The sequence below is a fragment of the Gemmata sp. genome (assembly GCF_051859125.1).
Classification (GTDB): domain Bacteria; phylum Planctomycetota; class Planctomycetia; order Gemmatales; family Gemmataceae; genus Gemmata.
This window is the reverse complement of record NZ_JBHYGG010000269.1, coordinates 52,462-77,751: the sequence shown is the minus strand read 5'-3', so window position 1 is coordinate 77,751 and position 25,290 is coordinate 52,462. Positions and strand designations below refer to the sequence as shown.

Annotated in this window: 21 protein-coding genes, 1 tRNA gene and 1 pseudogene; 13 read left to right on the top strand and 10 right to left on the bottom strand. The window is 71.0% G+C overall.

Annotation, left to right across the window (positions count from 1 at the left end):
- Positions 1-94 precede the first annotated feature (94 nt).
- Complete coding sequence (gene hisF, locus ACTIGN_RS26660; protein ID WP_439629589.1) at positions 95-859, bottom strand: imidazole glycerol phosphate synthase subunit HisF; 765 nt, start codon at positions 857-859, stop codon at positions 95-97.
- A gap of 101 nt (positions 860-960) precedes the next feature.
- Between hisF and ACTIGN_RS26655 the strand changes: the two genes are divergently transcribed.
- Positions 961-1,764, top strand: a complete 804-nt coding sequence (locus ACTIGN_RS26655; RefSeq protein WP_439629587.1) for an SDR family oxidoreductase — start codon at positions 961-963, stop codon at positions 1,762-1,764.
- Positions 1,765-1,768: 4 nt separating this feature from the next.
- Here ACTIGN_RS26655 and ACTIGN_RS26650 read toward each other — a convergent pair whose 3' ends face one another.
- Entirely contained in the window at positions 1,769-2,446 is a 678-nt protein-coding gene (locus ACTIGN_RS26650) for a hypothetical protein (protein WP_439629585.1), read from the bottom strand.
- A 434-nt stretch (positions 2,447-2,880) separates the two neighbouring features.
- Between ACTIGN_RS26650 and ACTIGN_RS26645 the strand changes: the two genes are divergently transcribed.
- Positions 2,881-2,954, top strand: a tRNA-Arg gene (locus tag ACTIGN_RS26645).
- A gap of 141 nt (positions 2,955-3,095) precedes the next feature.
- On the opposite strand, the gene ACTIGN_RS26640 is transcribed toward ACTIGN_RS26645, so the two are convergent.
- Positions 3,096-3,299: a hypothetical protein gene (locus ACTIGN_RS26640; protein WP_439629583.1), complete on the bottom strand. Its 204-nt coding sequence runs from the start codon at positions 3,297-3,299 to the stop codon at positions 3,096-3,098.
- Positions 3,300-3,670: 371 nt separating this feature from the next.
- Between ACTIGN_RS26640 and ACTIGN_RS26635 the strand changes: the two genes are divergently transcribed.
- The 4 genes and pseudogenes from ACTIGN_RS26635 (at position 3,671) to ACTIGN_RS26620 (ending at position 5,992) form a co-directional block, all read left to right on the top strand.
- A complete protein-coding gene (locus ACTIGN_RS26635; RefSeq protein WP_439629581.1) occupies positions 3,671-3,994 on the top strand; it encodes a hypothetical protein in 324 nt (107 codons plus the stop codon).
- A 503-nt stretch (positions 3,995-4,497) separates the two neighbouring features.
- Entirely contained in the window at positions 4,498-5,046 is a 549-nt protein-coding gene (locus ACTIGN_RS26630; RefSeq protein ID WP_439629579.1) for a DinB family protein, read from the top strand.
- A gap of 151 nt (positions 5,047-5,197) precedes the next feature.
- Positions 5,198-5,449: pseudogene (locus tag ACTIGN_RS26625) on the top strand (GNAT family N-acetyltransferase); the annotation flags it as partial.
- Positions 5,450-5,584: 135 nt separating this feature from the next.
- Positions 5,585-5,992 carry an ester cyclase gene (locus ACTIGN_RS26620; protein ID WP_439629627.1) on the top strand — a complete coding sequence of 136 codons (408 nt, stop codon included), beginning with the start codon at positions 5,585-5,587 and terminating at the stop codon, positions 5,990-5,992.
- A gap of 120 nt (positions 5,993-6,112) precedes the next feature.
- Here the strand turns inward: ACTIGN_RS26620 and ACTIGN_RS26615 are convergent, their stop codons facing one another.
- Complete coding sequence (locus tag ACTIGN_RS26615) at positions 6,113-6,310, bottom strand: hypothetical protein (protein ID WP_439629577.1); 198 nt, start codon at positions 6,308-6,310, stop codon at positions 6,113-6,115.
- Between the two features lie 1,429 nt (positions 6,311-7,739).
- Complete coding sequence (locus ACTIGN_RS26610; RefSeq protein WP_439629575.1) at positions 7,740-8,165, bottom strand: hypothetical protein; 426 nt, start codon at positions 8,163-8,165, stop codon at positions 7,740-7,742.
- 1,105 nt (positions 8,166-9,270) lie between these two features.
- Here ACTIGN_RS26610 and ACTIGN_RS26605 point away from each other — a divergent pair.
- From ACTIGN_RS26605 to ACTIGN_RS26595, 3 genes are read left to right on the top strand one after another with little or no spacing between them, the layout of a single operon-like run.
- Entirely contained in the window at positions 9,271-9,717 is a 447-nt protein-coding gene (locus ACTIGN_RS26605) for a hypothetical protein (RefSeq protein WP_439629573.1), read from the top strand.
- Positions 9,699-10,802, top strand: a complete 1,104-nt coding sequence (locus tag ACTIGN_RS26600; protein WP_439629572.1) for a hypothetical protein — start codon at positions 9,699-9,701, stop codon at positions 10,800-10,802. The genes ACTIGN_RS26605 and ACTIGN_RS26600 overlap by 19 nt, the downstream gene beginning before the upstream one ends.
- 54 nt (positions 10,803-10,856) lie before the next feature.
- On the top strand, positions 10,857-12,419 hold the full coding sequence (locus tag ACTIGN_RS26595; RefSeq protein WP_439629571.1) for a sialate O-acetylesterase: 1,563 nt from the start codon (positions 10,857-10,859) through the stop codon (positions 12,417-12,419).
- Between the two features lie 332 nt (positions 12,420-12,751).
- Here the strand turns inward: ACTIGN_RS26595 and ACTIGN_RS26590 are convergent, their stop codons facing one another.
- The 3 genes from ACTIGN_RS26590 to ACTIGN_RS26580 are packed head-to-tail and all read right to left on the bottom strand — an operon-like array spanning position 12,752 to position 13,662.
- On the bottom strand, positions 12,752-13,165 hold the full coding sequence (locus ACTIGN_RS26590) for a hypothetical protein (protein WP_439629569.1): 414 nt from the start codon (positions 13,163-13,165) through the stop codon (positions 12,752-12,754).
- On the bottom strand, positions 13,162-13,398 hold the full coding sequence (locus tag ACTIGN_RS26585) for a hypothetical protein (RefSeq protein WP_439629625.1): 237 nt from the start codon (positions 13,396-13,398) through the stop codon (positions 13,162-13,164). The genes ACTIGN_RS26590 and ACTIGN_RS26585 overlap by 4 nt, the downstream gene beginning before the upstream one ends.
- Positions 13,399-13,413: 15 nt before the next feature.
- On the bottom strand, positions 13,414-13,662 hold the full coding sequence (locus tag ACTIGN_RS26580) for a DUF1552 domain-containing protein (RefSeq protein WP_439629567.1): 249 nt from the start codon (positions 13,660-13,662) through the stop codon (positions 13,414-13,416).
- A 276-nt stretch (positions 13,663-13,938) separates the two neighbouring features.
- Here ACTIGN_RS26580 and ACTIGN_RS26575 point away from each other — a divergent pair, with 276 nt between their 5' ends.
- The 4 genes from ACTIGN_RS26575 to ACTIGN_RS26560 all read left to right on the top strand — a co-directional run bounded on the left by ACTIGN_RS26575 (position 13,939) and on the right by ACTIGN_RS26560 (position 21,989).
- Positions 13,939-15,429, top strand: a complete 1,491-nt coding sequence (locus tag ACTIGN_RS26575) for a sensor histidine kinase (protein WP_439629565.1) — start codon at positions 13,939-13,941, stop codon at positions 15,427-15,429.
- Positions 15,407-16,837 (top strand): sigma-54-dependent transcriptional regulator, encoded by a 1,431-nt coding sequence (locus ACTIGN_RS26570; RefSeq protein WP_439629563.1) that lies wholly within the window; start codon positions 15,407-15,409, stop codon positions 16,835-16,837. The genes ACTIGN_RS26575 and ACTIGN_RS26570 overlap by 23 nt, the downstream gene beginning before the upstream one ends.
- 245 nt (positions 16,838-17,082) lie before the next feature.
- Complete coding sequence (locus ACTIGN_RS26565; protein ID WP_439629561.1) at positions 17,083-18,528, top strand: efflux RND transporter periplasmic adaptor subunit; 1,446 nt, start codon at positions 17,083-17,085, stop codon at positions 18,526-18,528.
- Between the two features lie 59 nt (positions 18,529-18,587).
- Entirely contained in the window at positions 18,588-21,989 is a 3,402-nt protein-coding gene (locus ACTIGN_RS26560; protein ID WP_439629559.1) for an efflux RND transporter permease subunit, read from the top strand.
- An 8-nt stretch (positions 21,990-21,997) separates the two neighbouring features.
- On the opposite strand, the gene ACTIGN_RS26555 is transcribed toward ACTIGN_RS26560, so the two are convergent.
- Positions 21,998-23,497, bottom strand: a complete 1,500-nt coding sequence (locus ACTIGN_RS26555) for a TolC family protein (protein WP_439629557.1) — start codon at positions 23,495-23,497, stop codon at positions 21,998-22,000.
- Positions 23,494-25,122, bottom strand: a complete 1,629-nt coding sequence (locus tag ACTIGN_RS26550; protein WP_439629555.1) for a TolC family protein — start codon at positions 25,120-25,122, stop codon at positions 23,494-23,496. Before ACTIGN_RS26550 ends, ACTIGN_RS26555 begins: the two co-directional genes overlap by 4 nt.
- Positions 25,123-25,290: the final 168 nt, after the last annotated feature.

Here is a 25,290-nt window from a genome sequence, read left to right as displayed (position 1 = left end):
CGTGGTGCGACGATGACTTGTTGAGCCACGGGGTTCACCCCCCGTGGTCCGTGTACTCCATTGACCACGGGGGTGAACCCCGTGGCTCGAGAGACTACAACCGGACCGCGACCCCGCGGGCGGCGAGGTACGCCTTGGTTTCGGGGATCGAGAACTCGTTGTAGTGGAAGATGCTGGCGGCCAGGGCCGCGTCGGCCCCGGCCTCGAAGGCGAGCCGCAGGTGCTCCGGGTGCCCGGCCCCGCCGCTCGCGACGACCGGGATGTTCACGGCCCGGGTCACCGCCTCCAGGACCGGCAGGTCGTACCCGTTCTTGGTGCCGTCGGCGTCCATCGACGTGAGGACGATCTCGCCGGCCCCCAGCTCCTCGACCCGCCGGGCCCACGCGACCGCTTCGAGGCCCGTCGGCTTCCGCCCGCCGTTGATGAACACCTCCCACACCTCGCGGCCGTCGCGCCGGACCCGCTTCGGGTCGATGTTGACGACGGTGGCGCAGGTGCCGAATTTGCGGGAAACTTCGGCGATCAGTTCGGGCGTGTTGACGGCCGCGGAGTTTAGGCTGACTTTTTCGGCCCCGGCCTGGATAAGCTGGGTGGCGTCGTCGAGCGTGCGGATGCCGCCGCCGACGGTGAACGGCATGAAGATCTGCTCGGCGACCTTGCGGACCATGTCGAGCAGGATGGCCCGCCCCTCGTGGCTCGCCGAGATGTCCAGGAACACGAGTTCGTCGGCCCCCTGCTCGTCGTACCGGCGGGCAACTTCCACCGGGTCGCCGGCATCCCGGAGCCCGACGAAGTTCGTGCCCTTCACCACCCGGCCCCGGTCCACGTCGAGGCAGGGAATGATCCGCTTGTTCAGCATGTGGGTCGGGGCGTCCGTCGGGGTGATGGGCTCAAGAGCTTGATCGTAGCGGGGGTTGCGGGCGGGGTCAACCGTCCGGGTCCGCGAGCGGAGGGGGCACCATGCGGCGGGAACTGGCGGGCAAGCGGGCGATCCTCACGGGCGCGAGCGGCGGCATCGGCCGCGCGATCGCCGCCGCGCTGATGAAGGCCGGGGCGCGGGTCGCACTCGCCGCACGGAACGCCGACGCCCTCAACACACTTGCGGCCGACCTCCGCGCCGCCGGCGGGGACGTACTGGTCGTGCCGACCGACGTGACGAAGCCCGAGGACCGGCAGCGACTGGTGGACCGCACCGTCGAGACGTTCGGCGGGCTCGACCTGCTGGTGAACAACGCCGGCATCGGTAGCCACGGGCACTTCGCCACCTCCACACCGGAGATCATGCGACAGGTAATGGAGGTGAACTTCTTCGCCCCCGTGGAACTGACGCGGGTCGCCATGCCGCACCTGACCAACGGCCGCCACCCGGCCGTCGTGAACCTCACGTCGATGTGCGGGCGGAAGGGCATGCCGGCGTGGCCCGAGTACTCCGCGAGCAAGTTCGCGCTCGTCGGGATGTCCGAGGCGTGGCGCGGCGAGTTCACGCGGTTCGGGGTGGACGTCGTCACGCTCGTGCCGGGGCTCACGAACAGCGGGTTCGGCGACCACCTGCTCCGCACCGACGGCCGCGTCGAGATCCGGTTCCATGAGGGGATGAAGCCGGACGAGCTGGCCGCGGGGGTCGTCGCGGCCGTCGAGCGGAACCGCCGCGAGGTGGTGTTCGGGGGCGAGGCCCGGCGGCTCCTACGGTTCAACACGTTCTTCCCGCGGCTCACCAACTGGCTCATCGCCCGCAAGGTGAAACGGGCCTACGCGAAGGGGTGAGCGGTCAGTACCGACCGAGGAACGAGCGGAGCGCGGCGGCGTGGGTCGGCCAGTAGTCGTGGCTCCGGCGGACGAGCGGCTCCTGGTCCACCCCGACGACCTTCAGGATATCGTCGTGGGTGGTCTTGGGGCAGATGATCCACTCGCGGAACAGGTGGACAGTTTTGCCGCCGGTCGTGTCGCCGCTGGTGAACGGCCCGACGAACTTCCGCATCGGGTGCGACACGTTCCAGATGGCGTGGTAGCAGTTCATCGCCACCGGCGACGGGTACAGGTTGTCGGTCCCCTTGTACTTGATCTTCCCCTCGCCGAGCCGGTCGATCTGGTTGCTCAACCGGCAGTACAGCTCCGCCTTGATCTGGAACGGCCCCCAGACCGACACCCGCATGTTTTCGCGGCGGCACACCTTGAGCGTCTCGGCCACGGAGAGGTTCACCCCCGTTTCGGGCCGCAGCGCCACCCCGCGGACCTTGAGGGTCGCGGGCAACCAGCTCATCTCGCGGTTCTCGACCGCTCCCCCGTCCCCGGGGACCTTGGTGATCGCGAGGAACGTGTGGGTCTTCTCGGGCCGGTACGGGGTCGCCTCGGCGGTGAACAACGTGAGGTAGTAGGCGTCGTCCGCCGCCGCGGCGTCGGGGACGGTCGCGCATGCGACCGCGATGACCAGCAACACCCCGTTCATGATGTCCTCCGCGGTGCGATCAGCATGACATCGACCGTGTGACAGCCGGGACCGCAGCCGAACAACGAGCCCGCGCGCGGCCGGGTCGCCCCCTCGGCCGCACAACCGGCGGGACCGGACGAAGAGGTGCGGCGGGTGCGGCGCGTGCGGCCGTTCCGAGGAGTGCGGGCCAGCGGACCCGCCTGGGTACACGCGTCGGGGTCGGCCGGAGTACTGCGGAGAGGGGGTCACGCCGTTCACGCCAGGCGAGGAACCGGCACCTGACGACACTGCTCTGGGCACCCCGCCGCTCCGGCCGGGAACCGCCGGGTTGATGGCCGGGCGAGTTCTCGTTGGGCGAGGGTTGTAATCGCGTCGCGAGTGAGTAGAATTCTCTTTACCATCAGGTATCGGGTAAACGGGCAACCTCCGACCTGCCGATCCTGAGGGTGCAAGTGCCCGTAGCTCAACTGGATAGAGCGTCGGCCTCCGGAGCCGAAGGTTACAGGTTCAACTCCTGTCGGGCATACTCAAGCAACCCCTGATTTCGCCAGGGGTTGCTTCGTTTCGCAGCCGTGGTTTGTAAACGCCACTTTCGCGACGAACCAGCCCGTTCACAAGATTTCACGAGACCTCACCCGCAGAGAACCCCCGACGTCCCGCCCGACAGTCACTGTGTGAGTACCGCCACGAGCGGCCGGTCCTTCCTCTCGACGGCCGCCTTCAGCGGTTCTTCCAGGTTCCCACTCGGATCGCCCGCGTGCCCCGTGGGGTTCGCCAGTTCGGTGGGGAGGTTCGCCACGCTCCACCGGTACGTCCGGTTGCTCAACTGACGCAATTGCTCGTCCGTCTCGCGGACGTAGCTCGACATCATCACCGAAACACTGATGCGGGCGTCTGCGGCCAGCTGACGGTTGATGTCCTCCCCGCTCCTCGCGTAGTGGAGGGTAATCTGATGCGGCCGGGGTGTCGGTCAAGCCGGCCAACAAGGACATTCACCTGTAGGTGTTACCACTGGCAACACCTGACCAAAGCACGAAAGGAGAAGGCGCTGGATGCGGGCCGACGGGCAGTCCGCGGCGGAAGCGAACTACGTCAAGCTCGGGGGAAGGTGAACGAGTCGGATTCGGCACTCGTGCATAACCCGACTCGGGAGATAATTTCGACAGTTGAGGGCACGCATTTCGCACAACCCTGACGCTGCCGTTCGCATTTCACCCTCACGTCTCCGATACTGGTGCGATCATGAATCGGTCCGATCTGATGGCATCCGGGCGGCAGCTCCTCCGGCAGGCCGACATCATTTGCACCTTGTACCCCGACCGGCCGTTGATGGGGGCGGCCGTCGTCAGCGACGCCCCCGGCACCGACCTGTTCGACGACCCGCGGGCAGGCGCGCTGCAGTGTGCCTTGTTGCGGCTCCGCAGTGTGATGCTGGGCGTGCAGGCCGGGGGCTTTCGCAACCTCGACCGGCTCCGCGATGACATGTGCGACGTGGAGCGGCTGTGTGAGCTGGTCCGGCACTGCGACGACAGCGACCCACATGCGCAGCGTGCGTGGTGCCGCTGATGAAGGCGCTCGCGTCGGCCGCCATACCCCCACCTTAGTGAGCCGCGCCGTGTTGACCTGTGGCCCGCCTCGCGGCATGGGGCGGCCAGTCGGGACGGCGGTGAGGAATCGCCGCCGAAGGCCGCTGGTGATCCCTGGCCCCCGCGGCCGATAGTCCCTGACCGTGCGGGTCCGACGCTGGAGCAGGTCCGCTCCGCGGGCCGACCGAAGAACCGGTCCGGCACCAGCACCGCGGCGAACAGGGCCGCGACGGCCCGCGCGAGCGAACTCGGCTTCCGCCGTGGGGCGGGGCCATGCCTGTACGGCATCTCGTTGGCGCGTCTGCCGCAGGTCGTCACGGTCCGGGACGCTGTCACGGGCGATGAGGAGGCGTCCGCGAAGGTCGGGCGCGTGCGGTTCCGGCGGGAGCCGCCGGACAACTGCACGCGGCTCCGTCTCGGGTGGCCCCGAACCTCGAAGCCCCGGACACTGTCCTTCCGTTCCCATTTCGGGAGAAGGAATCGATGACCGCCACCGAGATGTTGCAACGCCTCCACCAGCACCGGGCCTGGGTGAATGGCAACCTGCTCGCGGCCGCGTCCGCCCTCAGCGACGAACAGTTGCGGGCGGCGTTCCCGATCGGCCAGGGCTCCGTCTGGAAGTCCCTGCTCCACCTCTACGGGGCCGAGTACGTCTGGTTGGCGGCCCTCCAGGGGAACGAGGCGGCCGTGGCTCCGGGCGACGTGCCAGGAAAGCTGCCCGGTAACCAGCTCGGCGAGGGCGGGATCGCGGACCTCCCGGACCTGCGGCAGAAGTGGGAGGCTCTGGAACGGCGGTACACCGACTACCTGGCGGGGCTGCCGCCCGAGGCGCTGGGGGAGGCCGTCACCCGGTACAGTCTCGCGCTTCAGACCCGTCTCAGCCTCCGCCGCTCGGACGTCCTGCTCCACGTCTGCACCCACGCCCACTACACGGTCGCCCAGGTGGTGAACATGCTCCGGCAGTGCGGGGTGACGAACCTGCCGCCGACGATGATCGCCGCGATGGCCAGTCAGGAAGGGAACAGAGCATAGCCGTTACAGGAGTTGCCGTCATGACCGCCGATGTTCGCCTCCGACCGGTAGACCCGGCCGACTTACCCTGGGTGTACGAGTCACACTGGGACCCGGATGCGAACCGCATGGCGGCCACCCTCCCCCGCTCGCGGGGGATGTTCGATGCTCATTGGGTGGAGTCGCCGGCCGACCCGCAGGTCCTCCCCAGGGCGGTCCTCGTCGGTGGGGAGGACCTGCGGGGTGCATCTCCGGCTTCCCGAGCGACGGCCGGGACCAGGTGTGGTATTGGATCGGCCGGGCGTACTGGGGCCGTGGGATCGCCAGCCGGGCGCTGGAGTTGGTGCTCCGAGAGGTCGCCATCCGCCCGTTGTTCGCCGCCGTCGCCACCGGCAACGCGGCTTCCCTACGGGTGCTGCAGAAGTGCGGTTTCGTCGTCGAGTCGTCCCGGCACTCCCCGGCCACCGACCGCTACCTGGACTGCGGGGAAGCGGTGCTGGCACTGCGGTCGGAACCATTTCCGATAGCCCCGCTCCGGCCTGTGACACAGGAGCCCCGAATGTCGCCGAAGGACGTGCTGCTCGCGTGGGTGAAGGGGTTCAACGAGCGGGACGCCGACGCCCTGGTCCCGCTGTACCACCCGGGGGCGACGAACCACCAGGTGGCGGCCGGGGAGCCGGCCGTCGGGCGGGACGCGATCATCCGCGGTGCCAGGGACTTCTTCGCCGCCTTCCCGGACAGCTACACCCGGGTCGAGGCGGTGTACCAGGACGGGGATGTGGTCGCACCGGAATGGTCGGGCGGGGCGACGTGGCTCGGCGCGTTCGCCGGCCACGCCCCGAGCGGCAGGACGTTCACCCTCCGCGGGTGCGGGTTCTTCCGCATCGAGGGCGGGCAAATCGTCCACCAGCGGGGGTACTGGGACCGAGCCGGGTGGTTCCTGCAACTGGGCATCCCTGTGGCCTGAGCGGCCCGGAGCACGGGTGCCGTCAGTCGCGCCTGTGACGGTGCCGGCAGTGGAGTTGGGAGGCCCTGCCACTGACCGGTGGGGGTCGCCGCGGGATCTGCGTCGCTGCCGCGGGCGCGGTCAGTCGGCGGGCCAGTGCGGGTGCGCGACCGCGACCGCGAACTTGCTGCCCCAGTCCCGTGCGGCGTCCACGAGGGTCGCCCCGACGCCGACGATCCCGGCCTTCGCCACCCGGACAGCCCCGCACCGGAGCCGGTCGACCCGCAGCGGCGCCCGTAGCAGGGCCCGTGCCCCTTCGTCCGAGTCCACCTCTCCCATTGCTCACTCCGAGGGCGCCCGCCGGTGGCGCTGGTACAAGATTCGTCGCCCGGCCGGACATCTTGACGACCACCCGCGACCGCTGGCAACCCCAACCCAGAGTCCCGCCACGCGTCGGGCAAGAGCCAGCGGCCGAGGCTGCCGGTGGCTGGAGCCGGATCAACCGGCAGTGGCAACGGCAGTTGCGGGCCGACGTGCGGCCGGTGACACGTTCCCGGCGCCATCTCAATACCCGCCGTGCGTCGCCCGCGCCGCCGGAGCCACTGCCGTGACCGCCGTCCCGACCCGGGTCACCGACCGGGACCAGGCCGAGTCCGCCCTCCGCCAGAAGCTGAACCGCCACGAACTGTGGAAGGAGTGTTGGTCGGTCCGGCCCGAGTCGGCGTCGCGCCAGGAGCGAGGCGCGTCTGGGCGGCCGGCGGGGGTGTATGTCCGTCCGGGTCGGGGAAGCGAGGGCGCGGGCGGCCTCACCCGACCCGGGCGGTGTCCCTCAGGCGAACCGGGACAGGGAGCGAGGAGCATTTGGTGAAACTGGGCGGTACGGGCTCTTTGTCTCGTCGATTGGTTCAACCCTAGCACGCGGTTTGGAACGGGCGGCGTGAAACTGTTCTCGGACCGCTAAGTTCGGCCGCAGGCGGAATCGCCGACACTTGAGACCATGAAAATGCCCGTCAAAGCTGGAACCGCGTCGGGATTTCGGACGCGGCGCGGACGCGGATTGTCGGAACTTTCGTCGGCCGATTTGCTTCGCGATCGCTCCGCGGGTATGATTCCTCTAGACCGGCCGCGGACCCTGAGCTGAATGGGCGACAGTTCAGGGCACCGTGGCCGGTCTCTTCGCGCGCCCGGTTCCCGCCACGCACCGCACGCTCCTATTCCCTTCGCGAACGTGGACCGCGGTCCCCTTCGGATCGAGTACAGGGCCGGTCGAGAGTCGGGGATGGGTCCCACTCTGAGAGGGCTGTGGCCGCGGCAGCATCTGCTCCTCTAACTGGGCCGATCCCGACTGGTCGCCGGCACCACAAGAACCGCCCCCGCGGTTGCCGTCACAGTTCCCACACAACGATTGGCCACAGCCAGGGGTACACTGGCACGATCGGCCGGCCCTCGGGGAGTCGCCGCCACGGTCGCCGCGTTTGTGCTCGCCGTGGCCGCTGACGACCTCCACCTTCTGGACCTGGGGTCGCCGTCAGTGGAGCGGACGCGGGCTCCGGACGGGCGGCGGGTAGCGGTGTCACTGCTGGTGCACAAACCGGTACACACGCTGCTGGGGCGAACGGTAGCCGGGGCCGCGGTCCGCGACGACGCGGTGGAGTGCCTCGCCGGCTGCTGGGGAAGCGGCCGGCTCCAACTTTTGCACCACCGCCCAGATCAGGCCCACGTGCCGCGCTGGGGGCGCGGGTCGACCGCAGACGGCGAATCGTTGCGGTTACCGGAGGGTGGCGTACTCAGCGTCGAGGCGCGCGAGGGCCGCGGCTCGGTGGGCCGGGTCGTGTCCGAGTTCAACGGCCACGCGGACCATGACGTACCGGGCGACCCGGTGGCGGAACGTCGCGGGCGGGTCGTCGGCCCACGCACAGTCGAACCCGGGCCGCTCCCGCAGGGCCGGCTCCAACTCGTCGACGGCCGCGGACAGGGACACGTCCCCCGCGATCACTCGGGCGGCGACCCGGCCCGACGCCTCGCTCTCGCGGCGCCCGCGGACCCGCTGGGCGTCGAGGGCCGCGGCGTCGCCCTCGTGCCCGCGCACCTCCTCCCGGGCGTCGGTCCCGAGGCCGGCGTCGACCCCCAGCGCGGTGAGGGCGAGGCCGAGCAGTGCGGCGGCCGAGGCGGCCCCGGTGCGGCGGGTGGTCATGGCGGTCCTCCTGACGGTGCGGGCACGATCCGGGAGCTTAGAACGCGGGCGCCGGCCCGTCTCGGTTAATTGCGCGACCGTTACAATAAGACCTCCGGTTACTCGTGCGCCTTCGCGGCTCCAAAGCGTCGGGCAATGGGGGCGTGCCGGCAGGATCGGCTGCCGGAGCGGAGAGTCCCGCACCGGCCCGACCGCGGTCATGAGGACCGCGGCGGCGACCTGCAGTACCGAGATGGCCACCCAGGTCGCTGAGCCCTCGTGGAACGATCTCCGTTACCCACGCCGGCGGTCGTCGCTGAGAAGGTGACGACCGGGCACAGTGCGCCCGTCGCTTCGAGTCACAAGCGGAATCGTGGCTCGCGGTGGCCGTTCGGTCTCGATCGTTGCGATTGGGCGTGTGCCTCGGAACGCTCCACCAACGCGCTCGAATCAGCAGGGCCGGCTGCGATCGGTATTCCGCTCGTGGGGCATCGCGGGACCGTGTGGGCGAGGGCGACGGATCACGACCCACCCGACCTTGAACCCGCCACCGTACCGACGGACGACGAACTCGCCCTGCCAGCGATGGCGGATATCGCGACAGAACGGCAATGGGGCCCCGTGTCGCAGCACTCCACTGGGTCGGACCCGGGATCGAGGTTCCCGGCCCCCCGTTAATGCGGCGGAGGGTCGCACCCGCGGCTGAGTAACTCCCCGGCCCCACCACATGTCGTGCAGCACCGACCCCGGCGCGGCACGCTACTTCTTCGCGGCAGTCGGGGTCCCGAAGTAGAAGTCCGAGAACACCTCTCGAAGTCGTGGAGCGGGGCGGAGAAATGTCCCTGGCTACCTCGTACCCGTGGTCGAGGCTGGGCCTCACGCCGGGCTTGAGCTCGACGCCGTAGTCTGACTCCACGGGTTCCGGACCCGGACCACCTGCGCCTGCGGATCGTACCCCGCCACCGCGTAGGCGCGGTCGGCGGTCACGCCGTGCGGGAGCGGCCAGGCCGACGTCGCGGCACATTATCAACTTCGCGTGGGCCCCGGCCGCCATTGCCCTGTGGACCTGGGCCGGGAGCGCCGCCAACTCGGCGCCGCCCGAGGCTTCCTCCTCCCGAGCGTCACGGTGGGGACCTGGTGCGCTGACAGCAGCCCCGGCACCTCGGCCGAGCCGCCGATCTCCGACCGGCTCCGCGAACTGGTCGATGCGTACCTCGATGAGACCGTCGCCGCCGCCGACCTCGCGGAACTCGAAGGGCTCCTCCGCACCGACGCGGCCGCCCACGGCTACTTCGCCCGGTACGCGCGGACCCACACGGACCTCGCGCTGGAGGTCGCGTCGCGGGCCGCCGCCGCGCGGACCCTCGCCGGGATTCCCCGGCCGGCGGCGCCGGGCGGGCCGCCCGCGGCCCGGACCCTCACGCCGCGGTCCGCGCGGTGGGTGGCGGCCGCCTCGCTCCTGCTCGGGGTGTCGATCGGCGGCGGCGCGGTCGGCCTCCTCGCCGCGCCGGCCCGGCCCGGCGCCGGCAACTGGGGAATCCCGGCGACCGGGCCGTGCGCGGCGGGCTGGTGAGCCAGCGGGCGCCGGACGCGTACCGCCAGTTCGTGGTGAACACCCGCGACGGCCGCGACAAGGACGCGTACTTCGTCGGCCTCGGCGCCCCGGGCGACGACCTGCGGGTGCGGCTGTCGCGCACCGGCGGGAAGTTCGCGGTCGCGGTCGAGAACCGCACCACCGGGGCGACCGGCACCCTCGCCACCCGGCACCCGGAGTTCCTCGACGGGCGGGCCGACCTCGTGGTCGGGGTGTTCGCGTGCGACCCGCGTGGCGCCGACCACACGGCCGTCCGCTTCCGCGCGTTCACCGCCACCGTGTGGGCCGCCCCGCTGAGCGCCGCGGCGACGCGTTCACCGAATCCGGGTGAATCTCGCCCGCCCCGCGACGGAGTAGGTTGCACACCCCCACACGCCCCCGCCGGTCGCCCCATGACGCGCCCCACCGACGGGCTCCTCAAGTACCCGGTGTACGAGGGGTGGGGGAACCACGACGGCCCGCCGGTCGGCAAGGAGAAGTTCGGGTTCAGCGTGCAGGCCAAGATCAAGGAGCGGACCGTCGCGCGCAAGAAGGCCGGGCGGATCGGGAACGTCTCGGAGAACGGGCTGCACTACTCGTGGGACTGGGACAAGGTCCACTTCGTGCAGACCAACCTGTACCCCGCCGACACGCAGCACGCGAAGGTCCGGTACTCGCTGCCGTGGCACGACCCGCAGGGGGCACTGGCGTTCGTGAAGGACGACCTGAAGGCCAGCGTCGGCGACAGCGGGCGGCCGGTGATCATCGTGTCGCACTGCGGCGTCGACACGGACTGGTGGCACCCCGAGGACTGGGCCGCGTTCTACGCGGCGGTGAAGCCGTACAACGTGATCGCCTACTTCTACGGGCACACGGGCACGGGCCCGCGGAGGTACAAGCCCGAGGGCGAGGACAGGGTGCTCGACTGCGTGAACACCGGGCAGTCGGAGAAGGGGTCCGTCGTGGCCGAGGTCACCGAGAAGCGGCTGCGGCTCGCGTTCCACGCCAAGAAGGACGCCAAGGCCGAGCAGGTCGAGTGGGAGTGGAAGTACCCGCTCGACAAGCCCGTCACCGCGGGCAAGTAGGGCCGGCACGAGTGTGTGCTTCATCTGACACGACCAGAGCCCGGAGAACGCGACGTGTACACCTCTCGATCACCGCGACACGTCGCGATTCTCGCTTGCGTCGTCCTGGCCACGGGGCCAACGGCCGAGGCCCGGGCCGACGTGCACCTGCCGGCGCTGTTCGCCGACCACGCGGTGCTCCAGCGCGACCGCCCACTACCGGTCTGGGGCTGGGCCGACCCTGGCGAGAAGGTGAGCGTGAAACTCGGCGCTGGGGCCGGCGAGGCCGTGGCCGGGAAGGACGGGCGGTGGCAGGTCACGCTCGAGTCCCAGCCGGTCTCGAAGGCGGCGCTGACCCTGACCGTCGCGGGGAAGAACACGGTTGTCGTGAGGGACGTGCTCCTCGGCGACGTGTGGCTGTGTAGCGGTCAGTCGAACATGTCGATCTCGCTCGGCGGCTTCCTCGCCGCGCCGGGCGTGAAGGACGACGTCGCGGCGGCCGACTACCCGCTGGTCCGCCAGTTTGGCGTCCTCGAACACTTCGCCGACGCGCCCCAGACCGACGTGACGGGCGAGTGGCTCGCCTGCACCCCGCGGACGGCGGGCCGCTTCTCGGCCGTCGCGTTCTACTTCGCCCGCAGGGTCCACGCCGAGACCGGCGTCCCGATCGGCATCCTCCGGTCGGCCAAGGGGAGCACGCGGATCGAGTGCTGGCTCTCGCAGGACACGCTCCTGAACACGAAGGAGTTGGAGCCGTTCGCGCGGGCGATGCGCGAGTCGCTGGCGCAGTGGGACCGCGACAAGGAGGCGGCCGCCAAGGGCGGCGTGAAGCAGAACGTGCCGGGGTTCCCGCCGTACCCGTTCGGTGAGAAGGTCCGGCGGCCGCGGTGCGTCACGCTGCACAACGGCATGGTCGCGCCGCTGGCCCCGTTCGCGTTGCGCGGCGCGATCTGGTACCAGGGCGAGGGGAACGCGAGCGACCCGAAGACCGCACAGGAGTACGCCGTCCGGCTCCGGTCGCTGATCCGCGACTGGCGGCGGCTGTTCGGCGGCGACGACCTGCCGTTCTATGTCGTCCAGTTGCCCGGCTACCGTGAGCCGAGCGACGCGCCGGCGGGCGGCGACGCCTGGGCGCACCTCCGCGAGTCGCAGCGGCGGTGCCTGACGCTCCCCCGCACGGGCCTGGCGGTGACGCTCGACATCGGCGAGGCCGGCGACATCCACCCCAGGAACAAGGCCGACGTGGGCGACCGGCTCGCGCGGCTCGCGCTCGCGGACGTGTACGGGAAGAAGGTCGTCCCTTCCGGGCCGCTGTTTCGCGGCCTGAGGGTCGACGGGGACAAGACTGTCGTCGAGTTCGACCACGTCGGCGCCGGGCTGATGGTCGGCCGGAAGGACGGTCGCAAGCCCGTTGAGGAGGTGAGGGACGGGACGCTCGGGCGGTTCGCCGTCGCGGGCAAGGACAAGAAGTGGTACTGGGCCGACGCTCGGATCGTGGGCGGCACCGTCGTCTGCACGCACCCGGACGTGCCGAACCCGGTCGCCGTCCGGTACGCCTTCTCGGCGAACCCGGCCGGGGCCAACCTCTACAACCGGGACGGCCTGCCGGCGTCCCCGTTCCGCTCGGACGACTGGTAACCCCCAGAACCGTCGTGCGCCTTACAAGACTGCATCACTTTCGTGCTGGCCAAGTACGTCCCCTGGGTCCTGGCGGGACGGAGACTGGTACACGGCGAGGATCCCGCTCTTCGATCACCCAGACGCGGGCATCCCGACGACGTACGACGACCGGTGGGAACTGCCGACGAAACACCTCACCTCCGGGTCGCCGAACAGCGGCTACTCGTTCCCCGAGTTCATCGCCCGGCCCTTCCGGTCCAGCGTCGGCGGGGCCACCACCCGCCCTGGGGGCACCAACTATAACTCCACGGGGCCCGCTGGCTCCGCGATCCACGTCACCGACACCGTGCTCATCCCGGTGTGGCGAGACCTGCCGTCCGTGCGGGCCGCCCCAGTTGGGGCGGCCGAGCGTATGGACGCGAGCGAGGAGTTCCGCCCGAACCGCCCAACGTGAATCGCGGAACGGCCCCGGCTCGGGCGTGGTCCAGGCCGGTGAGGGTGCCGGTGCCGGTGCCGGACGTCTCCGCGGGAACGCCGGCGCGCTGCGACATCGACGCGTACAGGTTGCACAGCGGGGTCTGATTCACCCCCATCATCGGCGGCTTCTTCTCGGCCGGCACCCCCTTCAGGTCGGCCGCGGCCGCGAGAACCTCCACGAGCGGCGTGTTGAACGCGAGGTGCCGGCCGTGCCTGAAGCCGCCCGCCGGGAGCACCGGGAGGTCGTGCGTCCAGGGCGTGTTCCCGTCGCGGAGGTCACTCGTCACCAGCACCACGGTCGCGCCAAGGGGGTTGCCCCCAGCCCCTCGGTCGCCCCCTTGAACTTCCCGAGGGGTGCCCCCAGCGACTTCATCAGATCGACCTCGACGTGCCGGCACGCGGCGAGCTTCGCCGGCTCCTTCCCGTGGTGCGACAGGTCGTGGTGGTCGCCGAACGTCTTGAAGGTGGCGGCCCGCGTCGAGTCGGTCGCGACCGCGAGGTGGATCATGTCGAACATCAGTTGCAGCCTCTCCGCCTACTGACCGGGCGGGGTCACCTCCTGAGCCGGGGGCACCCGGGGCCCTGGGCTCGGCCGGTTCACCCACTCGCCGGGCATCTGCAGTTGCTCGTCGACGTCGCGGACGGATTCGTCGTTCTCGTCGCGCCGGGCGCGGTCGGCGGGGCCGACCCTCTTCCCGAGCCGCTTCGACCGCTCGCTCACGAAGTCGAGCGTGCTCCGGCCCGCGCCGATCTGGCGCAGTTCCTCGGCAGCCCGGGCCCGCACGGTGCCGAGGTCCGGTACGGCGACGCCGGGTCGTCGCACCGTGCCGGCGAAGCTGTCGCGGCACGGTGCGGTGACGGCGGGGGAGCGCGTGAGGTCCCGGCCGATGAGACGGGTGCCCTTCCTCTCGGTCCGGTGACCAATCGGAGCGCGCCACGCAGGTGTCCTTCGGGGGTGTGCCGCCGGGTAATGGGTAAGTGGGCGCGGGTGGCCCGCGCGGGCCCCTTCGCTCGCGGTATGTTGGTAGGAGGCCCCCTTGGCGCGGCGAGTGAACCACGCATGTTTTCCCGGAACCCCTCCGCCCGGTTCGCGTGGCCGATGGTCGCCATCGGCGGCGTGCTCGCGGCCGCCTGCCTCGCGAGCACCTGGTACATCACCCGGCTCCAGACCGACATGGCCCGCGCGATCCGGCACGACGCGGCCCGCATGGACGCGGCCGACGAACTCCAGGTGCAGCTCCGGCACCTCCGGTTCCACACGCTCGTCGGGGCCGCGGACCCGTCGGCCGCACGGCGGCAGGTCATCCAGGGCGACCTCGGCGCCGTCGATGCGGCGCTCGGAGCGATCCGCCGCGACCTGACCGCGACCGACGCCGGGCTGTTCGCCCAGATCGAGCGCGACTACGCCGCGTACCGCGACCGGCTCGGCCCGGACGGGTTCCCGCCCCCCGCCGCCACGGTCCCCGAACTGGTCGCGTGGTCCGACGAGCACCCGATGCGGGAACTCCTCGGGGCGTGCCGGGAACTCTCCGACCGGCAGCGGGCCCGCATGGACGCCGGCCTGGAGCGGAGCGAGACGCAGACCGCGTGGGCCGGCGGCGTGCTGCTCGCCCTCGCCGCGTCCGGCGCGCTCGGCGGCGTTCTGAGCGGGTACGCCACCGCTCGGGCGCTGAGCCGCCGCGTCGCGCAACTCTCGGTGCGGGTCCAGGCGGTGCAGGCGCACCTCGACCAGGAGGTCGGGGCGGTCACCGTGGAGGCACGGCGCACGTCCGACGACCTCGCCGACCAACTCGACGAGGTCGTCGGGCGGGTCCGCGACGTGTGCCAGCGGTTGCAGGAGCAGGAGCGCGACCTGCTGCGGGCCGAGCAACTCGCGGCCGTCGGGCACCTCGCCGCGGGCGTCGCCCACGAGGTCCGCAACCCGCTCACCGGCATCAAGCTGCTCATCGATGGGGCGCTGCGGGCGTCGCACCCGACGGCGCTCACCGGCGAGGACCTGCACCTGATCCGCCACGAGATCGCCCGCATGGAGCGCACGGTCCAGGGGCTCCTCGACTTCGCCCGCACGCCCCCGCCGGACCGCCGCCCGCACGACCTCGGGGCGCTGGTCGCCGAGGCCGCGAGCGTGGTCCGCGGCCGGGCCGCCGCGAAGCCGGTTTCGCTCGCCGCGACCGCCCCGCGGGAACCCGTCACCGCCCGCGTGGACCGCGACCAGATGCTCTCGCTGCTCACGAACCTGCTGCTCAACGGCATCGAAGCCACGCCGCCGGGCGGCACGGTCGCGGTCCGGGTCGGGCGGGACGGCGGCGGTATACTGGTGGAGGTGACCGACTCCGGCCCCGGCATCGACGCCGCAATCGCGAACCGCCTCTTCACCCCGTTCGCGACGACCAAGCCGACCGGCACCGGCCTCGGGCTCACGATCGCCCGCCGCGTCGCCCGGGGCCACGGCGGCGCCCTCACCGGCGCGAACCGGCCGGGCGGCGGGGCCGCGTTCACCCTCACCTTGCCGGCCGCGGAGGTCCCGAATGGCGAAGCTGCTGGTCGTTGACGACGAGCCCATCATCTGCCACTCGTTCCGCCGTGTGTTCGCGTCCCCCCGGGTCGAGGTCCTCACCGCGGGAACCGTGGCCGAGGGGTGGCGGCGCGTCGAGACCGACCGGCCCGACGTGATCGTCCTCGACCTCCAACTCCCCGACGGCAGCGGCCTCGACCTGTTCGAGCGGGTCCGGGCGCTGGACCCGAAGCGGCCCGTCGTGTTCATCACCGCTCACGGGACCAGCGACACCGCGATCGAGGCGATGAAGCGCGGGGCGTTCGACTACCTCGGCAAGCCCGTGGACCTGGACCAGATGAGCCGGCTCCTCGACCGGGCGTTCGAGGCGGCCCGGCTCATGCGGGAGCCGACTGCCCTGCCGGGCGACCCGGCCGCCGACCGCATCACCGGCCGCAGCGCCGCGGTGCAGGAACTGAGCAAGCAGATCGGTCGGGTCGCGGCGCAGGACGTGAACGTCCTTATTGTCGGCGAGAGCGGCACCGGCAAGGAACTCGTCGCCCGTGCGCTGTACCACCACAGCCGCCGGGCCGACAAGCCGTTCCTCGCGATCAACTGCGCCGCGATCCCCGAGGCGCTCGTCGAGAGCGAGCTGTTCGGGCACGAGCGCGGGGCGTTCACCGGGGCCGAGCAGCAGCGGATCGGCAGGTTCGAGCAGTGCGGCGACGGCACCCTGCTGCTCGACGAGGTCGGCGACATGCCCCTCGCGGCACAGGCGAAGATGCTCCGCATCTTGCAGGAGCAGCGGTTCGAGCGGGTCGGCGGGAACCAGCCGATCACCACCCGGGTCCGCGTCCTCGCGGCGACCAACCAGGACCTCGAACAGCTCATCAAAGGCGGCCGGTTCCGCAACGACCTGTACTACCGGCTCGGCGCGGTGACGCTCCGCGTGCCCCCGCTCCGGGCTCGCAAGGAGGACGTCCCCGAACTGGCCCACCACTTTCTGTTCCGGTACGCCCGCGAGGCGAACCGCGACGTCCGCGGGTTCACCCCCGAGGCGCTCGAACTGCTCCAGGCGTGCGATTGGCCGGGGAACGTGCGGCAACTCCAGAACTGCGTCCAGGCCGCCGTGTACCAGTCCGTCGGCCAGATGATCCTGCCCGCCGACCTGCCCGGCATCGCCGCGCCGGAAGCGGGCACACCACCGGTCCCGCCCCCGAGCGGCGCGCTCGCCGCGGTGATCGAGGCGATGCTCCGCGACGGGAACAAGAACGTCCACGGCCGCGTCATCGAGTTGGTCGAGCGCGAACTCATCACCCTTGCGCTCAACCACACGCACGGGCACCAGCGGCAGGCCAGCGACCTCCTCGGCATCAACCGCGCCACGCTCCGCACCAAGCTCCGCGACTTCGGCATCGCACTCGACAAGGTCGTGACGGAAAAGGCCGATCTGGCCGAGGATTGACCAGTGCCGGTGAGTCGTGGTGGATTGCGCGCCATCGGGGGGAGTAACCCACCATCGGCTTAGCCTGGCGGCTTGACTCTCACCGGCCTTTGGCACGATATCATCTGCCGCAAATCAAATCTGAACAACGCTATGTGACCGGGCGACAGAACCTCGGGCGGTTCGGCTCGATCATTGCTCTGCGCTCCTCAGATCGCGTCAGCGAACCCACCCAAGATCATCCTTCCCGAGCCATAGCTGCCGTAATGAGCCGCACGTTCATCCCCCCCCGTTGGTCGCGTCTCCCCCTCGCCGTGCTCCTCGCGGCCGGGGCCGGGGCCGCCGGCTGGGCCACCTTCGGTGCCGGGAAGTCGCACGGCACCGACCACCCCGCGGACGCCGCCGGGGCCGCCGCGGTGCCGTCGGCCGAGGTCGTGTCGCCGCAACCCGGCGGCTTGCCGCGCATGTGCGTGCAGCCCGGTAGCGTCGAACCGTTCGAGACGGCCGAAGTGTACGCCAAGGCGTCCGGGTTCCTGGTCGAACAGTCCGTGGACATCGGCAGCCGGGTGACCAAGGGGCAGGTGCTCGCGCGGCTGTCCGTGCCGGAGTTCGAGAAGCAGGTGGACCGCGACGCGGCCCGCGCGAAAGCGGCCACCGCGAAGGTCCACCAGATGGAGGCGCACGTTCTGGCGGCCGAGGCCGAGGCCAAGGCGGCGACCGCCGCGGTCGCGTTCGCGATGGTGTCGGTGCGGGCCAAGGCGTCGTACCGCAAGTACCGCGAGAAGCAACTGGAGCGGATCAGGGAACTCGTCGCCCAGAAGGCCATCGAAGTGCGGCTGCTCGACGAGCAGGAGGACTACTACCTCTCGGCGCTGGAGAGCGAGAACGCCGCGAAGGAGTCGGTCAACTCGTCCGAGCAGCGGGCCACGGCCGCGGCGTCCAAGGTGATCCAGGCGCGTGCCGACCTTGAAGAGGCCCAGGCCAGTACGACTGTCGCGCTCGCGGAACTGGAGCGGTCAAAGGTGTTCCGCGACTACACCGTGGTGCGGTCGCCGTACACCGGAGTCGTCACCAAGCGGAACTTCCACCCCGGCCAGGACGGGCAACTCGGCGACTTCATCCGCTCGGCCGACCAGGGCGGCTCGGTCCCGCTGTTCACCGTCGAGCGTACCGACGTGGTGCGGGTCGTGGTCCAGGTGCCGGACCGCGACGTGCCGTTCGTCTCGCCGAGTTCCACCGCGACCGTCGAGATCGACGCGCTGCCCGGGGTGGTGTTCGGCGGCACCGGGGCCGAGCCGCTGAAGGTGTCGCGGTGGGCCAAGTCGCAGGACGCCGCCACGCGGACCATGCGGGTCGAGATCGACGTGAAGAACCCGACCGACGCCGAGAACCCGGACGGCGTCCTCCAGCGCGGCATGTACGGCAAGGCGACGCTGGTGCTCCGCCCCGGCACCGCGGCATCGGTACGGGTGCCGTCGCTCGCCGTGGTGGGGCGCGAGACGGGCGGCCGCGGGGCGGTCCGCGTGGTCCGGGGCGACCGCATCCAGACGGTCCCCGTGACGCTCGGCACCGACAACGGTCGCGAAATCGAGGTCACGTCCGGCCTGACCGCGGCCGACCGTGTCGTCCTCCGGACGACCTCCCCGGTCGATGACGGCGCGCAGGTGGCCGTCAGCGGCGCGAGGGCCGCGACCGTGGCCGCGGGCCATTGAGGCCGCGGCGCTCGCGCAGACCGCGACCCGCCCCTGCGTAACTTCCCCGAGTTCCCGGCATGAACGGCCTGATCCGCTTTTCGCTCGGCAACCCGCGGGCGATCACCGTCCTGATGGCGACGGTCGCGCTCGGCGGGGCCGTGTCACTCGCCACGATCCCGGCCGACATCCTCCCCGTGTACAGGTCGCCGGCGGTGCAGGTGCTCACGTTCTACGGCGGCATGTCGGCGACCAACGTCGAGGCCGACATCACGTCCCGCATGGAGCGGTGGACCGGGCAGGCCGCGGGCACCCGCCGCCAGGAGTCGCGGTCCATCGTCGGGGCCAGCATCATCCGCAACTACTACTCGGACGACACCGACCTGAGCGCCGCCCTCACGCAGGTGAACTCGCTGGCGACCGCGGCGATCCCGAGCCTGCCCCCGGGCACGCTGCCGCCGGTCATCCTGCCCTACGACCCGACGTCGGCGACGCCGGTGGCGCTCGTCGCGCTGAACAGCAAGACGCAGGGCGAGTCGGTGCTGTTCGACACCGCCCGGTACCAGGTGCGGAGCATGATCATGTCGTCGCCCGGGGCCAACGCCCCGGTCGTGTACGGGGGCCGCATCCGCACCATCCTCGCGATGCTCGACCGGCAGAAGCTCCAGGCCCGGAACCTGTCGCCGCTCGACGTCATGGACGCCCTCGACCGGTCGAACATCTTCTTGCCGACCGGCGACGCGAAGATCGGCGGCGTGGACTACGCGCTCGACTCGAACTCGATGTACGAGCTGGTCGAGTTGATGGGCGACGTCCCGGTCCGCACCGACGGGGCCGGGCGGACCGTGTTCCTCCGCGACGTCGCCACCCCGCGGGACACGAGCCTCGTGCAGACGAGCATCGTCCGCGTGGACGGCCGCAAGCAAGTGTACATCCCCGTGTACCGCCAGCAGGGGGCGAGCACGCTCGGCGTCGTCGGCAACCTCCGCGACGGTCTCTCCGACATGAAGGACCGGCTCACGACCCCGGACGTGGACCTGAAGCTGGTCATGGACCAGTCGGTGTACGTCAAGAGCGCCATCGAGTCGCTCGTCGAGGAGGGCGTCTTGGGTGCGGTCCTGTGCTCGCTCGTGATCCTGCTGTTCCTCGGCGAGTGGCGGATGACGGTGATCGCGGTGATGACGGTCCCGGTCGCGGTGCTCGGTGCGGTCGCGCTGATGGGCTCGTCGGCCCAGACGATCAACGTGATGACGCTCGCCGGGCTGGCACTGGCCATCGGGCCGCTCGTGGACAACGCGATCGTCGTGCTGGAGAACACGCACCGGCACCTGGGGCTCGGGGCGAAGCCGAAGGAGGCCGCGTACCTCGGCGCGAGCGAGGTCGCGATGCCGGCGCTGGCGGCGACGCTCTGCACGCTCCTCGTGCTGCTCCCGCTCACCCTCATCCCCGGCCTCGGGGCGTTCCTGTTCAAGCCGATGTTCCTCGCCGTCGCGTTCGCGATGGTGGTCGCGTACGGCATCTCGCTGACGTTCGTGCCGACCCGGTGCGCCGCGTGGATGCGGCACCACCCGCACCCGGCCCCGGTCGAGTCGCACGTCGCGGACTACGAGCACCGCAACGAGCACGAGTCGCCGCCCGCGCCGGGCGTCATCGGCCGGCTGTACCGGCGCTGGGAGTCGGTCCTCGACGCGGTGTTCGGCGGGTACGCCCGGCTCCTCGGGGTCGCGCTCAAGGCGCGGCTCCTCGTGATCGGCGGGGCGTTCGCGCTGCTGGCCCTGGTCGTCGTGCTGCTCGGGCCGAACCTGCGCCGCGAGTTCTTCCCCGAGGTGGACGCCGGCTCGTTCGAGATCGCCGTGCGGTCCGCGTCCGGCACCCGGATCGAGGTGAACGAGGGGTACATCGAGGCGGTCGAGAAGTACGTGAAAGCGAAGGTCGGCACCGACCTGGAGCTGGTCATCAGCGAGCTGGGCCTGACGGCCGACTGGTCCGCGGCGTTCACGCCGAACAGCGGGCCGATTGACGCGATCGTGAAGGTGCAGCTCACCCCGCAGCGCAGACGGTCGGCCCAGGAGTGCGTCGCGGTCCTCCGCGACGGGTTCGCCAACGACCCGGAGTTCGAGACGCTCCTGGCCGAGACGTACCGGCAAAAAGTGGCGGCCAAGGAGCTCCCCGAGGGCGTCACGCCGTTCTCGCGGGTGAACCTGGAGTTCGCGTTCGACGCCGGCGGGATGATCCGGTCCGCGATGAACGAGGGGAAGTCCACCCCGCTGAACGTGAAGATCACCGGGAAGAACCTCGCGAAGGCCCGCAAGCTCGCGGAGAAGATCCTCGCCGACGTCAAACGGATCGACGGCGTCGTGGACGCCCGGATCATCCAGCGGCTCAACTACCCGCTGTACACGATCGAGGTGGACCGCACCAAGGCCGCGTCGCTCGGGCTGAACCAGATGGAGGTGATGAAGAACATCGTCGCGGCGTTCAACAGCAGCGTGCAGTTCAACAAGAAGAACTTCTGGATCGACCCGGTGAGCCACAACCAGTACTACGTCGGCGTGCAGTACCCCGAGGCCGACGTGTCGTCGCTGGAGACGCTCCTCGACATCCCCATCACCAGCCCGACCCAGAAGAAGTCGGTCACACTGCGGAACATCGCGACGCTGCGGCCCGCGAACGTGCCGTCGGAGATCGTCCACACGAACCTCCAGCCGACCGTGGACCTGACGATGGGCGTGGCGGGCCGCGACCTCGGGCACGTCGCCGAGGACGTCGGCCGGGCGGTGGCGAAGTTCGGCGTGCCGCGGAAGGACGGCGGGTGGACCCCGTTCGACCCGGACGCGAAGGACCAGAAGCCGATGGAGGGCTCGAAGGTCACGCTGAGCGGCGAGTACGAGAAGATGCTGACGACGTTCAAGTTCCAGGCGATGGGCATGGCGGCCGCGGTGCTGCTGATCTACTTCCTGCTCGTCGCGCTGTTCAAGTCGTACGTCACGCCGATCGTGGTGCTCTCGGCCGTGCCCGTCGGCGTGATCGGCGTCGTGCTCGCCCTGTTCGTCACGAACACGGCGCTCAACATCCAGTCGCTGTTGGGGGTAATCTTCATGATCGGCATCGTGGTGTCGAACACGGTGCTGCTGACCGACTTCGCGGTCAACCTCCAGAAGAGCGAGCGGCTCGACCCGACGGAGGCGATCAAGCGGGCCGGGGCGATCCGGGTGCGGCCGGTGGTGATGACCGCGCTCGCGACGTTCTTCGCGCTGATCCCGATGGCGCTCGGGCTGGCCCGGGGGAGCGAGGCGAACGTCCCGCTGGGCCGGGCGGTGCTGGGCGGCCTCGTCGCGGGACTGCTCACGACGCTGTTCGTGGTGCCGTGCGTGTACTCGCTGCTCGTGCCGAAACGCCTTGGCGACGACCCCGAGCCGCTCCCCGGCGACCCGGGCCACGGACCGACCGCGGTGACGGTCCACCACGAGCCGCAGCCGTGAGCGGGGACTCACGGCTGCGGGGCGACCGTGCCGGGGGTGCTGCCCGTCGCGACGAACAGGCGGAACTGGGCGACGTCGAAGGCGATCACCGCCCGGAGCACCTCCTGCCGGGTATCGAGCAGTTGCCGGGTGCTGTCGAGGATCTCGATGGGGCGGCCGAGCGCCTGCCCGATGCGGTCCATCTCCAGCTTGAACCCCTCCTCGGCCGCGACCAGCGACGCCCCCGTCGTCTTGATCTGCTCGGCGGCGGCTCGCGCGTCGGCGAGCGCCTCGGCCACCTCCCGGCGGATCGTGTTGGTCGCGAGGTCGTACCCCTCGATCGCGGCCCCGACTCGGGCGTCGGCGGTGTGGACCCGGGCGCGATTCCCGAACCCGAGGTTCTGGACCGTCCACACGGCGAGCACGTCGAAGTCGTTCCGGCCGCTCAACCCCTTGTAGTCGCTCCCGACGAACGTGCTGCCCCCGCTGAACTGCCCGTAGCTGTACCCGACGGACACGGTCGGCAGCCACGGCCGCACGCTCTCCTGCCGGCCCCGCACCTGCGCCTCGGCGATCTCGGCCGAGCGCGCGAACACCTCGGGCCGCGAGCGCAGTGCCGTGGCGATCAGGACTTCGGCGTCCGAGTCTTCGGGAACGAGGCGGAACGGCTGGACCGCGCCGCCGGGGGTGCGGAGCCGCGTCGCCGGGTCGAGGTTCAGCAGACCGCACAACTGCGCCGACGCGACCGCGACGTCTTCTTCGGCTCGTGCGACTTCCCGCCGAACGAGCTCGACGTGGGACTCGGCCCGGTTCGCGTCGGCTTCCCGGCCCTGGCCGGCCTTCGCGTGGACCCGCGTGAGCCGGGCGATCTCGGCGAAGTCGCGCTCGCCCCGGCGCAGGACGTCGATCCGGGCCTCGGCCCCGACCAGAGCGAGGTACGAGGCGGCCACTCGGAGCAGCGTGTTGTTCTGGACCGCGGCGGCCTCGGACGTGCGCACCGCGACCCGCTGCTTCGCCGCGAGCGGCTCGTAGGCCGCGTCGCCGAGGTGCGCGAACAGCCGCACCCCGGGGGCCACCGGGGAACTCGTGCCGATCGCCCCGGCCCCGCCCCCCAGGTACAGGCTCTGGAGGTTCACCTCGCGGTTGAACCCGGCGGCCGACAGGAACGCCCCGCGGTGCAGGCGCAGGTTCCCGCCGACGTTCACGCTCGGCAGGAGCAGCGACCGGGCCGCGAGTTGATCGGCGAGCGCCTCGACGACGACCTCGCGGGCCAGGTTGATCGCCGGGTTCTCGACCCCGGCGAGCCGCAGCGCGACGCCGAGGTCGATGGGGCTCGCGTCCGCGGCCGGCGTCGGGGCGGGCGGTTCGGGAGCTTCGACCGCCGACGCCTGAACGACGGCGGGCGACGGAACCACCGCGGCCTGCGGGGCGGGAGCGGGCACCGGGGCCGGGCGCGGCGGTTCAACGGTCTGGTACCCGGCCGCGAGTGCGGCAAGACCGAGCCACCTTCGGGGAAGGAGTCGCGTCACCGGGCGACCCTCCGGGTGAACGCGGCGGGCACGACCGACGGGAGTTGCGTGACGCGCGGCCCGACCGCCACCGGCGGGGCGACCGGCACCGGCCGGGCCAGCGCGTTCGCCGGCGGGCGACCGAGCGAAACCCAGAGCTGGAACTGCGCCCGGTTGTAGTCCACAATCGCGTCGAGGTACTCGTACCGCGACCGGGCCAGGAGTCTCATGCTGTCGATCACTTCGAGAGGGAGCCCTTGCCCGCCGCGGATGCGCTTCAGGTCCTCGTCGAACGCCTCGGTGCTCGCCCGCACGGCCCTCTCGGCGGCGTCGATCTGCTGGGCGCGGGCGAGCACCCGCGCATGCGACTCGGCCACCTGCGTCCGCACGAGGTTGATCGTGTCGAGTTCCCGCAGCCGCGACTGCCGCACCCGACTGTCCGTGGCTCGCACTAGCGCGACGTTCCCGACCCCGAGGTTGCGGAACGTCCAGAACACGGCGACGTCGAAGTCGGTGCGGTTGTCGAGGCTACTGAACCGCGGCGCGAGTTCCCGGGTGCCGTTCCCCGAGACGAACCCGGGCGGGTCGCTCACGAGGTTGCTCCCGCCGCCGAACCCACCGGCACTGAACCCGAGAACCATGGTCGGCGAGAACGGCAGCACCTTCGCGAGCGACAGTTCGTAGAGCGTCTCCCGCACCTCGGACCGGCGGGCCGCGAGCTCCGGGCGCTGGAGCAGCGCGATCGCGAGCAACTCCGCGAGCGGCACCGGGTCCGGCACCAGTGCCGCCGGGACCACCCAGCCCTCGATCGCCTTCAACCGGGTGGACGGGTCGAGGTTCAGGAGCTGGCACAACCGGGCCGACGCGGTGAGCGTGTCGGCCTCGGCCTGGGTCAGATCGGCGTCGCGCCGCTTGAGTTCGACCATTGCCCGGTCGGCGTCGGCCTGCCGCCCCTGGCGGGTCTTCGCGTACACCGCCGTGAGCCGCGCGAGTTCGGCCCCCTCGGCCCGGTTCTTGGTCGCGATCGCCCGGCGGCCCTCCGCGCGCAGCAAATCAGTGTACGCGAGACAGACGCGGAGGAGCACGTCGTTGCGGACCGCGTCGGCGACCGCGGCCGCCGTGGTGACGCGCTGGCGGGCCGAGAGGAACCCGAACCACCCGGCCCCGACGTTCAGGTTGTAGTTCAGGCCGGGAATGGTGACGGTGCCCGAGCCGACCGCACCGGCTCCGAGGCCGAGGTACAGTGAGTCGCGGTTCACCTTGAGGATATTGCCAGTGGACTGCTGGAGCGCGCCCTCGTGACCGTTGTAGTTCGTGCCGACGTTCAGGTTCGGCAGCACCTGCGCCGCGGCGAGTTGGCGGAGCGCGGTCGCCTCGACGACGCGCTGGCGGGCGAGCAGGAGTTCGGGGTTCTCGGCCCCCGCGAGGCGGAGGGCGGTGTCGAGGTCGATGGGCGCTTCGCCGGGGGCGAGGATGGTGCCCGGGGGCGGGTCGAACGCGGGCCGCGGCGCGGGGGCCTTCTCCCCGGCGTCGCCCGTGCCCGGAACCTGCGCCCCCGCGGGTGGCATCCCCGAGCCGCTCACCACGAGGGCAGTTCCGAGCGCCCCGCCCGCGAGCCGGAACCACAGCCGGTGCCTGGTGCTCATGACGACCTCCGATCCGCACGGCGTCGCCCGGGTGAGCAACCCCCGTAAGTGATCGGACCCGGACCGGTCGCGGAATCAGCGGAACCGGTCGGACGGGTAAGGTCATCGGCTCGCAGGTGGCCCTGATGTGAGCACGTTGGCGAAGTTCGGCGAAGATTCCGCCGGCGC